This window comes from Rhodopseudomonas sp. WA056 (genome assembly GCF_010906995.1).
Classification (GTDB): domain Bacteria; phylum Pseudomonadota; class Alphaproteobacteria; order Rhizobiales; family Xanthobacteraceae; genus Rhodopseudomonas; species Rhodopseudomonas palustris_G.
Genome location: NZ_QPFS01000049.1, coordinates 20,001 through 33,524 on the forward strand (window position 1 = coordinate 20,001; position 13,524 = coordinate 33,524).

The 13,524-nt window shown below is 65.8% G+C and carries 14 protein-coding genes and 1 tRNA gene; 11 read left to right on the forward strand and 4 right to left on the reverse strand.

Translation table 11 applies throughout. From position 1 onward, the window contains the following. Nucleotides 1–54 precede the first annotated feature (54 nt). From hflK to DU475_RS11915, 9 genes are all read left to right on the forward strand, one after another. The gene (gene hflK, locus DU475_RS11875; RefSeq protein WP_164632278.1) at nucleotides 55–1,203 is read left to right on the forward strand and encodes an FtsH protease activity modulator HflK; all 1,149 of its coding nucleotides are present in this window, start codon (nucleotides 55–57) and stop codon (nucleotides 1,201–1,203) included. Then, complete coding sequence (gene hflC / locus DU475_RS11880) at nucleotides 1,200–2,144, forward strand: protease modulator HflC (protein ID WP_164632279.1); 945 nt, start codon at nucleotides 1,200–1,202, stop codon at nucleotides 2,142–2,144. Before hflK ends, hflC begins: the two co-directional genes overlap by 4 nt. A 249-nt stretch (nucleotides 2,145–2,393) precedes the next feature. Next, the gene (locus DU475_RS11885; protein WP_013501627.1) at nucleotides 2,394–2,594 is read left to right on the forward strand and encodes a DUF2065 domain-containing protein; all 201 of its coding nucleotides are present in this window, start codon (nucleotides 2,394–2,396) and stop codon (nucleotides 2,592–2,594) included. A 408-nt stretch (nucleotides 2,595–3,002) separates the two neighbouring features. Further along, nucleotides 3,003–4,505 carry a Do family serine endopeptidase gene (locus DU475_RS11890; protein ID WP_013501628.1) on the forward strand — a complete coding sequence of 501 codons (1,503 nt, stop codon included), beginning with the start codon at nucleotides 3,003–3,005 and terminating at the stop codon, nucleotides 4,503–4,505. Between the two features lie 5 nt (nucleotides 4,506–4,510). Next, nucleotides 4,511–5,149, forward strand: a complete 639-nt coding sequence (locus DU475_RS11895) for a class I SAM-dependent methyltransferase (RefSeq protein WP_164632280.1) — start codon at nucleotides 4,511–4,513, stop codon at nucleotides 5,147–5,149. A gap of 368 nt (nucleotides 5,150–5,517) precedes the next feature. Beyond that, nucleotides 5,518–6,522 carry a TRAP transporter substrate-binding protein DctP gene (gene dctP, locus DU475_RS11900; protein ID WP_234713427.1) on the forward strand — a complete coding sequence of 335 codons (1,005 nt, stop codon included), beginning with the start codon at nucleotides 5,518–5,520 and terminating at the stop codon, nucleotides 6,520–6,522. Between the two features lie 116 nt (nucleotides 6,523–6,638). Beyond that, nucleotides 6,639–7,181, forward strand: a complete 543-nt coding sequence (locus DU475_RS11905; protein ID WP_013501631.1) for a TRAP transporter small permease subunit — start codon at nucleotides 6,639–6,641, stop codon at nucleotides 7,179–7,181. 14 nt (nucleotides 7,182–7,195) lie between these two features. Beyond that, a complete protein-coding gene (locus DU475_RS11910; RefSeq protein ID WP_164632281.1) occupies nucleotides 7,196–8,518 on the forward strand; it encodes a TRAP transporter large permease in 1,323 nt (440 codons plus the stop codon). A gap of 128 nt (nucleotides 8,519–8,646) precedes the next feature. Next, nucleotides 8,647–9,840: a CaiB/BaiF CoA transferase family protein gene (locus DU475_RS11915; RefSeq protein ID WP_164632282.1), complete on the forward strand. Its 1,194-nt coding sequence runs from the start codon at nucleotides 8,647–8,649 to the stop codon at nucleotides 9,838–9,840. Between the two features lie 12 nt (nucleotides 9,841–9,852). Here DU475_RS11915 and DU475_RS11920 read toward each other — a convergent pair whose 3' ends face one another. The 3 genes from DU475_RS11920 to DU475_RS11930 form a co-directional block, all read right to left on the reverse strand. Further along, nucleotides 9,853–10,185 (reverse strand): nucleotidyltransferase family protein, encoded by a 333-nt coding sequence (locus DU475_RS11920; protein ID WP_142883087.1) that lies wholly within the window; start codon nucleotides 10,183–10,185, stop codon nucleotides 9,853–9,855. Continuing rightward, nucleotides 10,182–10,595 carry a nucleotidyltransferase substrate binding protein gene (locus DU475_RS11925; RefSeq protein ID WP_013501635.1) on the reverse strand — a complete coding sequence of 138 codons (414 nt, stop codon included), beginning with the start codon at nucleotides 10,593–10,595 and terminating at the stop codon, nucleotides 10,182–10,184. The genes DU475_RS11920 and DU475_RS11925 overlap by 4 nt, the downstream gene beginning before the upstream one ends. Nucleotides 10,596–10,694: 99 nt before the next feature. Then, a tRNA-Gln gene (locus tag DU475_RS11930) sits at nucleotides 10,695–10,768 on the reverse strand. Nucleotides 10,769–11,045: 277 nt separating this feature from the next. On the opposite strand from DU475_RS11930, the gene DU475_RS11935 reads away from it, so the two are divergent. Both DU475_RS11935 and DU475_RS11940 read left to right on the forward strand, forming a co-directional pair. Then, nucleotides 11,046–11,276: an AbrB/MazE/SpoVT family DNA-binding domain-containing protein gene (locus DU475_RS11935; RefSeq protein ID WP_013501647.1), complete on the forward strand. Its 231-nt coding sequence runs from the start codon at nucleotides 11,046–11,048 to the stop codon at nucleotides 11,274–11,276. Beyond that, entirely contained in the window at nucleotides 11,273–11,677 is a 405-nt protein-coding gene (locus DU475_RS11940; protein WP_013501648.1) for a PIN domain-containing protein, read from the forward strand. The genes DU475_RS11935 and DU475_RS11940 overlap by 4 nt, the downstream gene beginning before the upstream one ends. A 44-nt stretch (nucleotides 11,678–11,721) precedes the next feature. On the opposite strand, the gene DU475_RS11945 is transcribed toward DU475_RS11940, so the two are convergent. Further along, nucleotides 11,722–13,524: efflux RND transporter permease subunit (locus DU475_RS11945; RefSeq protein ID WP_205524346.1), on the reverse strand; the 1,803-nt coding region annotated here is incomplete at its 5' end.

Below are 13,524 nucleotides of genomic sequence, written 5' to 3' on the forward strand. Positions count from 1 at the left end.
TCCCCTATAAAGCCGGGCAGCATGCAGCCGTCCGGCCGCGAAGGAGATGCTTGAATGCCGTGGAAGAATCAAGGCGGAGGCCCGTGGGGTTCTGGCCCCAAGGGCCCGTGGGGCTCGGGACCACAATCGTCGGGACCGCGGCCGCCTGATCTCGAAGACCTGCTGCGACGCGGTCAGGATCGGCTTCAACAAATTCTTCCCGGCGGTCATTTCAGCAGCCTCGGCATCATCGTGGTGGTGCTCGGCGCGCTGGCGATCTGGGGACTGTCCGGCTTCTTCCGGGTGCAATCCGAAGAACTCGGCGTGGTGCTGCGGTTCGGCAAGCACGTTCGCACCGTGCAGCCCGGCCTCAACTATCACCTGCCATATCCGATCGAGACCGTGCTGCTGCCGAAGGCGCTGCGCGTCAACACGATCAGCATCGGCATGATCGTCTCCGGCGAGACCTCGCGTCGCGGTGCGACCATGCAGGACGTGCCGGAAGAGAGTCTGATGCTGACCGGCGACGAGAACATCGTCGACGTCGATTTCACCGTGCTGTGGCGGATCAAGCCGGACGGCGTCGGCGACTTCCTGTTCAACATCCAGAACCCGCAGGGCACCGTGAAGGCCGTTGCCGAAAGTGCGATGCGCGAAGTGATCGGCCGCTCCGACATTCAGCCGATCCTCACCGGTGCCCGAACCACGATCGAAGGCGCGGTGCAGGAACTGATGCAGAAGACGCTCGACAGCTACGGCGCCGGCGTCCTGGTGCAGCAGGTGCAGTTGCAGAAGGTCGATCCGCCGCAGCAGGTGATCGATGCGTTCCGCGACGTCCAGGCGGCGCGCGCCGACCTCGAGCGGTTGCAGAACGAAGCGCAGACCTACGCCAATCGCGTCATCCCCGACGCCAAGGGCCGCGCGGCGCAGATCACCCAGAACGCCGAAGGCTACAAGCAACAGGCGATCGCCGAGGCCCGAGGCCAGAGCGCGCGCTTCCTCGACGTCTATGAAGAATACCGGAAGGCTCCCGACGTGACTCGTCAGCGCATCTATCTTGAAACCATGGAGCGCGTGCTCGGACCGGCCGAAAAGCTGGTCTACGATCCCGGCGCAGGCGTCGGCGGCGGCCAGGGCGTGATCCCGTATCTGCCGCTAAACGAACTCAGCCCGCGCCGTTCTGCAACGCCGCAGCAGCAGCCGCAGGTGGGAGGCACCCGATGAAGGCCGGCGTCGCAGGTATTGTCGCCCTGATCGTGTCGCTGGTCGCGATCGTGGTGGTGTGGTCGTCGCTGTTCACCGTGCGCCAGACCGAGCAGGTGCTGCTGGTCCGACTCGGCGAGCCGGTCCGCGTCGTCACCGACCCCGGTCTGCACTTCAAGGCGCCGTTCATCGATTCGGTGATCAGCATCGACAAGCGGATCCTGGATCTGGAGAACCCGTCGCAGGAAGTCATCGCCGCCGACCAGAAGCGGCTGGTGGTCGATGCCTTCGCCCGCTACCGGATCAAGAACGCGCTGCGGTTCTATCAGTCGGTCGGTTCGGTGCCGGCGGCCAATCTGCAGCTCACCACGCTGCTCAACGCGGCGCTGCGCCGCGTGCTCGGCGAGGTCACCTTCATCCAGGTGGTGCGCGACGAGCGCGAGGTGCTGATGGGCCGGATCAGGGCTCAGCTCGACCGCGAGGCCGAGAACTACGGCATCTCGGTGGTCGACGTCCGGATTCGCCGCGCCGATCTGCCCGACCAGAACAGCCAGGCGGTGTATCAGCGGATGCAGACCGAGCGTCAGCGTGAAGCCGCCGAGTTCCGCGCCCAGGGCGGTCAGAAGGCGCAGGAGATCCGCTCCAAGGCCGATCGCGACGTCACCGTGATCATCGCCGAGGCGAACTCTCAGGCCGAAGAGATCCGGGGCTCCGGCGACGCCGAGCGCAACCGGCTGTTCGCGACCGCCTATTCGAAGGATCCCGACTTCTTCGCGTTCTATCGGTCGATGACCGCCTATGAGCAGTCGCTGAAGAGCAACGATACCCGGTTCCTGTTGCGGCCGGATTCGGACTTCTTCCGCTTCTTCGGCGGCCCGGAAGGCCGGGCGTCCGCAAACGGTGCGGCGTCGTCCGCAGCGGGCGCGCCTGCGGTGCCGGCGGCTCCCGCCCTGCCGCGCTGAGGCGAGAACATGATTGCGAACGGGCCGCCGATGCGGCCCGTTTTGCATTGAGGCCCGCCTCGGCCGCGACGGAGAGGGGTTCAGCGGCGCTGAAGAAAACCCGTCAGAACAGAGAATGAGAACGTCGGTTCTCATTCTATCAGGACCGGAATTGCTCTAGAACGGGCCGATCAAACGGCGCCGGGACATGAAACCGGCCCGTGCAACGAAACTGCAGGGCCGGATGCCGGCCGGGGAGGATGCTGTCGCATGAAGTCTTTTGCGTTCGCCGACCTCCTCATCGGCGTCGGACTGCTGTTCGTGCTTGAGGGGCTGATTTTTGCGGCCAGTCCGAACTGGATGCGGCGGGCGATGAAGAGCGCGCTGGAAACCCCCGACAATATCCTGCGCGCGGTCGGCATCGGCTCCGCCGTCGCCGGTCTGATTCTGATCTGGGCGGTGCGGCACTAGGCGCTGCATCGATTGATCGAAGCGGACCTGGTTTCCCACCGGGACGTCCTCATCCCGAGAGCCAGACCACGTCCGCGCCTCCCGCGATGGGGTTCTTCCGGTTTGCCGGCACTCTGATGTGCGGTCCCGATCTTTGCAGTGGCGTGCTTGCTCAGCGCTTTGTCCGGCGCGTGGCTGATTGCAGCGCGTAAGGCTGGACCCGTGCAGTTCTTCCCGAGGCAGGCGGTGCCGGGGTGTTGTCACGACGTTTTCAACCGGGACCTCGCGTTCGGGGCCGTTTTCGCCGCAATCGGCGCAACGGATAGGGTAGCTTCGTTCACCACCGATGCTTGCGCCGGTCCCTGGATCGGGCGCAGTGTTTCACGCGACTGCGCCGCCGTTTCGCGCACGCCAGGAGAAGATTGGACCATGCCCGCTGCGATCGCCTCTAGTTCCCGGATCAGGCCCTTGCGGATCAGGCCGCTGCTCGCCGCACTGTGCCTCGGCGTCGCTGTGTTCGCCGGCCCGGCGCCGGCCTCCGCCCGCGGCCCCGAAGGGATCGCCGACGTCGCCGAGAAGGTGATCGACGCGGTGGTCAACATCTCCACCACGCAGACCGTGGAGGCCAAGGGCTCCGGCGAGAGCAAGGGCGCGACGCCGCAATTGCCGCCGGGCTCGCCGTTCGAGGAGTTCTTCGAGGACTTCTTCAAGAACCGCCGCGGCGACAAGGGCGGCGGGCCGCGCAAGACCAACTCGCTCGGCTCCGGCTTCATCATCGATGCGGCCGGCGTCGCGGTTACCAACAATCACGTCATCGCCGATTCCGACGAGATCAACGTGATCCTCAACGACGGCACCAAGATCAGGGCGGAGCTGGTCGGCGTCGACAAGAAGACCGATCTTGCGGTGCTGAAGTTCAAGCCGCCGGCCGGCAAGACGCTGACCGCGGTGAAGTTCGGCGACAGCGACAAGCTGCGGCTCGGCGAATGGGTGGTCGCGATCGGCAACCCGTTCTCGCTCGGCGGCACGGTGACCGCCGGCATCGTCTCGGCGCGTAACCGCGACATCAATTCCGGCCCTTACGACAGCTACATTCAGACCGATGCGGCGATCAATCGCGGCAATTCCGGCGGGCCGCTGTTCAACCTCGCGGGTGAGGTCGTCGGCGTCAACACGCTGATCATCTCGCCGTCGGGCGGCTCGATCGGCATCGGCTTCGCGGTGCCGTCCAAGACCGTGGTGCCGGTGGTCGATCAGCTCCGCCAGTTCGGCGAGTTGCGCCGCGGCTGGCTCGGCGTCCGCATCCAGCAGGTCACCGACGAAATCGCCGAGAGCCTGAGCATCAAGCCGGCACGCGGCGCGCTGGTCGCCGGCATCGACGACAAGGGGCCGGCCAAGCCGGCCGGCATCGAGCCCGGCGACGTGGTGGTGAAGTTCGACGGCAAGGACATCAAGGAGCCGAAGGACCTGTCGCGCATCGTTGCCGACACCGCGGTCGGAAAGACCGTGGACGTCGTGGTGATCCGCAAGGGCAAGGAGGAAACCCGGCAGGTCACGCTCGGCCGGCTGGACGACGATGCCAAGCCGCAGCCGGCCTCGGCGAAGTCGCAGCCCGAGGCCGAGAAGCCGGTGACCCAGAAGGTGCTCGGCCTCGATCTCGCCGCGCTGTCGAAGGATCTGCGCGGCCGCTACAAGATCAAGGACAGCGTCAAGGGCGTGCTGGTGACCGGCGTCGACGACGGTTCCGACGCCGCCGAGAAGCGGCTGTCCGCCGGAGACGTTATCGTCGAGGTGGCACAGGAATCGGTCGGCAGTGCCGCCGACATCAAGAAGCGCGTCGACCAGCTCAAGAAGGACGGCAAGAAGTCGGTGCTGCTGCTGGTCGCCAACGCCTCCGGCGAGCTGCGCTTCGTCGCGCTCAGCCTGCAATAGGCGCGATGGCCGAACCGGACCGGACCGCGCCTGCCGTCGATTTCGTCGGCGGCGCGGTCGGCTATCGGCTTCGCTCCCAGGCCGGACGCAGCCACGCGCTGCTGAAGGCCACCGGCGTCTCGCCGACGCGGTCCCTGCATGTCATCGACGCCACCGCCGGTCTCGGCCGCGATGCCTTCCTGCTCGCCTCGATGGGCGCGACGGTGACGCTGATCGAGCGGGTGCCGGAGGTCCACGCGCTGCTCTCAGACGCGCTCCAGGCCGCGCGCGCCGAGAGTGACGAGCTCGCCGCGATCGTCGGCCGGATGACGCTGCTGCACGGCGATGCCCGCGCGCTGCTGCCGACGATGCAGGCCGACGTCGTCACCATCGACCCAATGCACCCGCCGCGCACCAAGACCGCGCTGGTCAAGCAGGAGATGCGGCTGCTGCGCGACCTCGTCGGCGCCGATCCGGATGTCGGCGATCTTCTGGCCGCGGCGCTGTCGGCCGATTGCGGCCGCGTCGTGCTGAAATGGCCGCTGCGCGCCGCCGCGCCGCCGGCGCCGCGAAAACCTTCGCATCAGATCGCCGGCAAGACCGTGCGCTACGACGTGTATGTTCGCCCGCGTGTCGGCGCCGGGCTGCAGGCGCGGGGCGCCTGAGAGCGGTCAGTTTTGCTCGGTCCGCGCCGAGCGCCCGTCGCTTCCTTCGAAATACGTCTCGGCTCGCATCGCCGCTGCTACGTATTGTCGCGACCGGCGCCGACTTTGTGCGACCTGGCCGATCAGCGCGGGAGCGAAAACATCGCGTTTGCCGAGGATCGGCGATCGTCGCGCGATCAGTATCCCACTACGCGAGATATTTCGGCGGCGCCGCGATCACGCCGCACCGCACAGTCGCGGCTCTCGCAAAGGCCCGGCGATTGACGGCCGAACGCGGCCCGTGATCTGATCGCAAAAAACACAACAACAATCAGCCAAGGGAGGGACGACGCATGTCGGGATCAACTAACAAGTTGAATCGACGGGCCATGCTCAAGGGAGCGGCGGCCGCTGCCGCAGCGCCCGCATTGATCGGCACCGCACACGCTCAGCAGACCGTGACCTGGAAGGTGCAGGCGCACTGGCCGAAAGCGTCGGGCTCGTTCAACGACAGTCTCGGCGTGCTGGCGAAGGAACTCGAGGAGCGCACCGGCGGCCGTTTCAAGCTGGAGACCTACGGCGCGGGCGAAATCGCCAAGGACCGCGAGATCTACAACGTGGTTCGGCGCGGTGTCGTCCCGATGGGCACGATCTCGCCGGCCTATATCCTCGGCGAAGCCCAGGCGATGGGGCTGTTCTACGGCGTGCCGGGAACGCTGCGCGAATCCTGGGAGATGATGCATCTCACCAAGAACCTCGGCATCGAGAAGATGGTCAACGAGGAGCTGCGCCCCAAGGGCGTGATGATGATGGCCGAGAAGGCCTATCCGACCGAAGTGGTGCTGAAGAGGAAAGTGACGTCGGCGGCCGATCTCGGTTCTCTGAAGATCCGCTCGGCCGGCACGATGCTCGAATATCTGGCGGCCGCCGGTTCCTCGCCGCAGCAGATCGCCGGCCCGGAGATCTATCAGGCGATCTCGACCGGCGTCGTCGACGGCGCGCATTGGGGCGCCGCGATCGGCGCGTTGTCGATGAAGTTCTGGGAAGTGGCCAAGTTCCACATGAAGCCGGCACTCGGCTTCGCCAACGACTGCTACATCGTCAACATCGCGGCGCTCGACAAGCTGCCGCCCGATCTCAGGCTGCAGTTCGTGTCGCTGGTCGAAGAGCGCTATTTCCGCAGGTCGGTCGAGTATCTGAATCAGGAAGCGGTGGCGCTCACCACCGGCAAGACCAAGATGGATGTCGAGGTCGTGCGGTTTCCGGATGACGTGCTGAAGAAGTTCGCCGATGCGTCCAGTCAGATCCTGAAGAAGGAAGCCGCCAAGGGCGACGTCGCCCAGAAGGGCACGGAGGCGCTGACCAAGCTGATGACCGACCTCGGCTATGTCTGAGGCGATCGCGCCGTCCGGTTCGGCCGGGCGGCGCTTTCCGGCGTTTCTCCTGGACCGGATCGAACGGCGGTGATGGCGGTCACCGTATCGTCCTGCCCCAACCGACGGCGCACCGAATGCTGAACGTCGCAAGAGCCATTACGCGGCTGAACTACTGGGTTGCGATGGTCGCCGCGTGGCTGATCGCACCGATCTTCGTGTTGCTGATGGCCGACGTGATCATGCGCTACGTCGTCGGCAGCGCCGCGATCTGGACAGCCGAGCTCGCTCAGCTCGTGTTCGGCGTCTATGCGGTGATCGGCGGCGGCTATCTGTTGGCCGAGCGCGCGCACGTCAATGTCGACATCATCTACGGCAGATTCAGCCCGGCGCAGAAGGCCAAGGTCGATCTCGCCACCTCGTTGCTGTTCTTCCTGTTCATGGCGGTGCTGATCTGGCAGGGCACCGACATGGCGTGGGAATCCGCGGCGAAGTTCGAGACCTCGTCGAGCATTTGGAATCCGCCGGTGTGGCCGGTGAAGCTGGCGATTCCGGTCGCCGGCGTGCTGCTGCTGTTGCAGGGGCTGGTGCGGATCGTTTCGGACGTCCGCACCGTGATGGGGCTTCCGAACGATCCCGACACGTTCGGCAAGCAGGCTGTCGACGGCCCCTCTCATTGATCGGACCCGCCATCGTGTCAGTGGAAGTTCTTACTCTTCTGTTCTTCGGTTCGCTGCTGGTGTTCCTGTTCATCGGCACGCCGCTGGTGTTCACGCTCGGCGGCATTTCGGTGGTCTTCCTGTATTTCACCATGGGGCCGGTCGGGTTCTATCTGGTGGCGTCGAAATTCTGGGATTCGATGACGAGCTTCACGCTCATCGCCATCCCGATGTACGTCTACATGGCGATGCTGCTGGAGAAATCCGGCGTCGCGCAAGATCTCTACCGGATGATGCACGTCTGGTTCGGTGCGGTCCGCGGCGGGCTTGCGATCGGCACCGTGGCGATCTGCGCGATCTTCGCGGCGATGAGCGGCATCAGCGGCGCCGCGGTGGTGACGATGGGGACGATCGCGCTGCCGCGTATGCTGGAGCGCGGCTACGACAAGCGGCTCGCGGTCGGCGCGATCAATGCCGGCGGCGGCTGGGGCATCCTGATCCCGCCGTCGATCCTGATGGTGCTGTACGCGCTCTTGACCGAAGTCTCGGTGGGGCGGCTGTTCGCCTCGGGCATCGGCCCCGGCATCCTGCTGTTCGTACTGGTGTCGGTCTACATCTTCGTGCGCGCCTGGCTGAATCCCGCGATAGCACCGGCGCTGCCGGTGGAAGAGCGCGGCGATTGGGGGCTGAAGCTGCGCTCGCTCGGCGCGGTGTTCCTGCCGCTGTTCATCGTGTTCCTGGTGCTCGGCGCGATCTTCGGCGGCTTCGCGACGCCGACCGAGGCCGCGGCGCTCGGCGTGTTCGGGGCGCTGATCGCCTCGGCGGTGCATCGCAAATTGTCGTTCTCGGTGCTGCACGACGCCGCGGTGCAGACGCTGCGCCTCACCGCGCTGGTGATGTGGATCCTGTTCGCCGCGCATGCGTTCTCGACCGCCTACACCACGCTCGGCGCCAACGAGCTGATGAACCACATGATGTCGCTGATCCCCGGCGGGCAATGGGGCGCGCTGGCGTTCATGCTGGCGGTGCTGCTGCTGCTCGGCATGGTGCTCGACCCGGTTGGCATCATGCTGATCACGCTGCCGGTGTTCCTGCCGGTGGTGCAGCTCTATGGCTGGGATCCGATCTGGTTCGGGGTGATCTTCATCATCATGATGGAGATCGGCTACATGACGCCGCCGTTCGGCTTCAACCTGTTCTACCTGAAGGCGGTGGCGCCGCCCGACGTCACCATGAGCGACATCTACTGGTCGGTGATCCCGTACGTGCTGGTGACGATGCTCGGCGTGCTGATCATCATCGCGATCCCCGACATCGCGCTGTACTTCCCAAACCTGTTCTTCGGCAGGCCGGGCTGACGGCGACATCCGTACGGGCGTTTCGGCGTGGGGAGAGCCTTTCGAAATTTGCATGCGCATCCGCAAGCCACGGCACATCTTGCCGTAGCCGGGATGTGTATGGTGCGTGCAATCACAACGGCTGTTCCATGACCGCACCGACCGGGCCGCTCGCCGGCATCCGCATTCTCGATCTCACCAGCGTGCTGTTCGGCCCCTATGCGGCGCAGATCCTCGGCGACTGGGGCGCCGACGTCGTCAAGATCGAACCCCTCGACGGCGACATGTGGCGCTATGCCGGGCTGTTCCGGAACCGCGGCATGAGCGGCCAGTTCATGGCGGTGAACCGCAACAAGCGCAGCCTGGCGCTGGACCTGAAGCATCCCGATGGCAAGGCGGTGCTGCAGCGACTGATCCCGACCGCCGACGTGCTGCTCACCAACGTCCGCCCCGCCGCGATGGCGCGGCTCGGCTTCGGCTATGACGCCTGCGCGGCGCTCAATCCGCGGCTGATCTATGCGGCGGCGACCGGCTTCGGCCAGGACGGGCCGTGGGCGGCGCGGCCGGCGTTCGACGAGATCATCCAGGCCGCCTCCGGCCTCGCGTCCTCGATCGGCTCGGACGACGAGCCGCAATTCGTGCCCAGCCTGATCGGCGACAAGATCTGCGGCCAGGCGCTCGCCGGCGCAGTGTCGGCGGCGCTGTTCAGCCGCGAGCGCACCGGCAAGGGCCAGCTCGTCGAAGTGCCGATGCTGGAGACCATCGCCGGCTTCAACAGCATCGAGATGCTCGGCGGCTACGCGTTCGATCCGCCGATCGGCCCCGCCGGCTACAAGCGGATGAAGGAGCGCAAGCCGGTGCGCACCAAGGACGGCTGGATGACGATGCTGCCGTATTCCGGCGACAACTGGTGCGCGTTCTTCGCGGCGGTCGGCCGCCCCGAACTGATCGAGGAGCTGCAGGTGCGCGACCCGGTGGCGCGGGCGGAGAACATCGACCGGATCTACGCGGCGATGGCCGAGATCGCGCCGGCCCGCACCACCGCGGAGTGGGAGGAATTGCTGCTGCGCCTCGACGTGCCGCACACGGCATTTGCCAAGATCAGCGAGATCGGCGAGCAGGAGCACCTCAAGGCCGTCGGCCTGTTCGCCGCGATCGATCATCCGACCGAAGGCAAGCTCCGTCAGGCCCGCCCAGCGACGCGTTTTTCCGAAGCCCCGCCGAATCTGCACCGCCCGACCCCGCGCCTCGGCGAGCACTCCCGCGAGGTGCTGAGCGAGGCCGGCTACCGCGCCGAGGAGATCGACGCGCTGGTGCAGGCGAAGGCGGTGGGGGAGGGGTGAGGCGGCGCAAGCTCAGGGAGCGGCCGCGCAGCCATCCTGCACCCGCACCGCGTCGCGCCGGATCACCTCGCGAAATCGCGCATCGGTCCGCGCCCATTCGACGACATCCACCTTGAATGGAAGGTCGGACTCCTCGAACGCTTCCTTCAGCTCCGCCATCTTGTGGAGTCCGAGCGGGTCGTCGCCGAGCACCGCGAGATCGAGATCGGAATGCGGTTTGGCGTTTCCGCGGGCTCGCGACCCGAACACGACGACGTCCCGGTCCGGGATCTGTGTTGCTAGGATGTCGTGAACCATCGCCCGGTGTTCGGGGCGCAGATCGAGCTTCGGCATCGGCGGCGTCATGTCAGCCGCTCGGCGAGACGGTCGTAAAGCACGCAGGCTTCCTCGATGAAGCGCGGAATGCCGCCGACCACTTCCAGCGCCACGTCCTCGTTGTAGGTATGGCTGGTCTTGCCGCGCATCTCGCGAAAGCCGCGCCAGTCGGCCCACTCTCCGAGCAATAGACCCTGTTCACTCGCGGTACGGATCAACTCCTGAAAGCTCATGCCGTCGATCAGCGCAGGATTCGGCGCAGCGAATTCCAGATAGCGCTTCAGCATCTTGTGCGCGATCTCATAGGTGAACTCGAAGCGCTGCACCAAGCCGTCGCGAATTTGAGTATCGGAGATGTCCGCCTGATAACGTGCCACTCCCTCGATCAGGCGATCGAGCGCGCGCTTGAGCAGCGAAATGTCTGGTTTGGTATCGGTCATCAACGCTCACCCGGCTGGTGCTTCTGCGCGGCGCGGCTTGTCAGCGACTGCTGAACGATACGTCGAAACGTTGGATTCTCAATCGGCTAAGGCCGAAATTGGCTGGGGAACCTGGATTCGAACCAAGACAAACAGAGTCAGAGTCTGTTGTGCTACCGTTACACCATTCCCCACCGAGAATGCGCTGACGGATCAGGCATTAGAGTGCAGCACAGGGCGCACTCGACACGGCGCCGGGCGCGGCGGGGGTGGTTCGCGACGCGCCTCGGGTGTGCGGGTCTTCTAGCTGCGTCGGCTCCGCGCTGCAAGAGGGTTGCTCGCGACAGATGGGGAGATTGGCCCCGAACTCGCGGCGGCGCCGATCGGCTGAACGTGGGAAATGCACGCTCCGGTTGAAGTTTTTGGTATCCTGCATATGATATACATTCGGACAGGAGCATGGAGGGTGCGATGAAGGTCTCCAGATGGGGCAATAGCCTCGCCGTCAGGCTGCCCACTGCGCTGGTGGACAAACTCGATCTGCAAGAGGGCGACGAGCTCAACGTGGTCGACGTCGTCGAGCGAACGCTCGTGGTCGAGAAGGAAGACAGGAGGAAAGCCGCGCTGGAGCGCATGGCCGAGCGCAAGTGGAAGTTGCCCGAGGGCTATCGCTTCGATCGTGACGAGGCCAATGAGCGGTGACGGCTTTCTTCGATACTAACATTCTAGTCTATGCTCAGGAAACGGGCGCGAAAGCGGACCGTGCACGGGCCGTCTTGGGCGGCGGTGGCAGGCTCAGCGTTCAAGTGTTGAACGAGTTCACCGTCGTGGTGCAGCGCAAGCTCGGCCGGGGGTGGAGGGAGATCGCCGAGGCTATCGACGACGCTCTGGCTGTGTCAGGGCCGCCACTGCCTCTGACGCACGATCTGCACGTTGCCGCTCGCGTGCTCGCTGAGACGTGCAAGCTGTCCTTCTACGACGCGCTGATCGTCGCGGCCGCCAAAGAGGCCGGGTGCGATGTGCTGTACAGCGAAGACCTGCAGCACGGCCGGACCTTCGGCACGCTGCGCGTTGAAAATCCATTCCTCGCGGGCACGACGTAAGCGCCTGCAGCAGCGGGGTCAGCCTCGCTGCCTCGCGCTCCGCTTCACTCCGCCGCCTGTTTGACCCCGCTGTTTTCGTCCTCGTCGACCGGGATGTGGGCCCGGCCCCAGTTGGTCAGGGCGTTGGAGAGGCGGTCGAGATAGAGGTAGACCACCGGGGTGGTGAACAGCGTCAGCGCCTGGCTGACCAAAAGGCCGCCGACCATGGCGTAACCGAGCGGCTGGCGGATCTCCGAGCCGGTGCCGGTGCCGAGCATCAACGGCACGCCGCCGAGCATCGCCGCCATGGTGGTCATCATAATCGGGCGGAAGCGTAAGAGCGCCGCCTTGCGGATCGCCTGCTCGGGATCGAGATGCTCGTCGCGCTCGGCGGTGATGGCGAAGTCGACCATCATGATGCCGTTCTTCTTGACGATGCCGATCAACAGGATGATGCCGATCAGCGCGATCAGGCTGAAGTCGAAGCCGAACAGCATCAGCATCGCCAGCGCGCCGACGCCGGCCGAGGGCAGGGTCGAGAGGATCGTCAGCGGGTGGATGTAGCTCTCGTACAGGATGCCGAGGATCAGATAGACCACCACCAGCGCCGCGATGATCAACAGCGGCACGGTCGACAGCGACTGCTGGAACGCCTGCGCGGTGCCCTGGAAGCTGCCGATCAGCGTCGGCGGCGCGCCGATCTCGGCCATCGCCGCCTGCACCGCCGCGGTGGCCTCGCCGAGCGCCACGCCTTGCGCCAGGTTGAAGCTGATCGTGGTGGCGGGGAACTGGCCCTGATGGCTGATCGACAGCGGCCGCACCGGCACCGTGGTCCATTTCGCAAAGGTCGATAGCGGCACCTGATCGCCGGTGGTCGGCGATTTGACGTAGATCTGATTCAGCGTGTCGAGCCGGCCCTGCAGCTCCGGCAGTACCTCCAGGATGATCCGGTAGGTGTTCACCTGGGTGAAGTACTGCGTCACCTGGCGCTGGCCGAACGCGTCGTACAGCGTGTCGTCGATCAGTTGCGGCTTGATGCCGAACCGGGCGGCGGTGTCGCGGTCGATCGTCAGCGTCAGCGTGGTGCCATCGGTCTGCTGGTCGGTGGCGACGTCGCGGAGCTGCGGCAGGCCCTGCATCTTGGCCAGCACCTTCGGCGCCCACTCGTTGAGCTCGGCGAGATTGGCGTCCTGCAGCGTGTATTCGAACTGGGTGCGGGTCGGCCGGCCGCCGAGCCGCACGTCCTGCGCGGCCTGCATGAACAGCCGTGCACCCTCGACCTTCTCCAGCTTCGGCCGCAGCCGCGCGATGATCTCCTGGGCGCTCGCCGCGCGCTCGTCGCGCGGCTTCAGCGTAATGTACATCCGCCCGGTGTTGAGCGCGCTGCCGCTGCCGCCGATGAACATCGCGATGCTGAACACGTCGGGATCGGCCATCACGATCTCGCCGAGTTCTTCCTGGCGCTGCTTCATCGCGCTGAACGAGATGTCCTGGGCGGCCTCCGACGCGGCTGTGATCAGACCGACGTCCTGCTGCGGGAAGAACCCTTTCGGGATCGCGACGAACAGATACACCGAGAGCCCGACGGTCGCGAAGAACACCATCAGCGTCGTCAGCCGCCAGCGCAGCACCAGATCGAGCCCGCGCTCGTAGGCGCGCAGCATCGCCTCGAAGCCGCCCTCGATCCAGCGATACAGCCGGCCGTGCTGGACGTCGGTCGCCGGCCGCAGGAAACGCGACGCCAGCATCGGCGTCAGCGTCAGCGACACCAGCATCGACACCCCGATCGCCATCGCCAGCGTCACCGCGAATTCCCGGAACAGCCGGCCGATGATGCCGCCCATGAACAGCAGCCGGATCAGCACCGC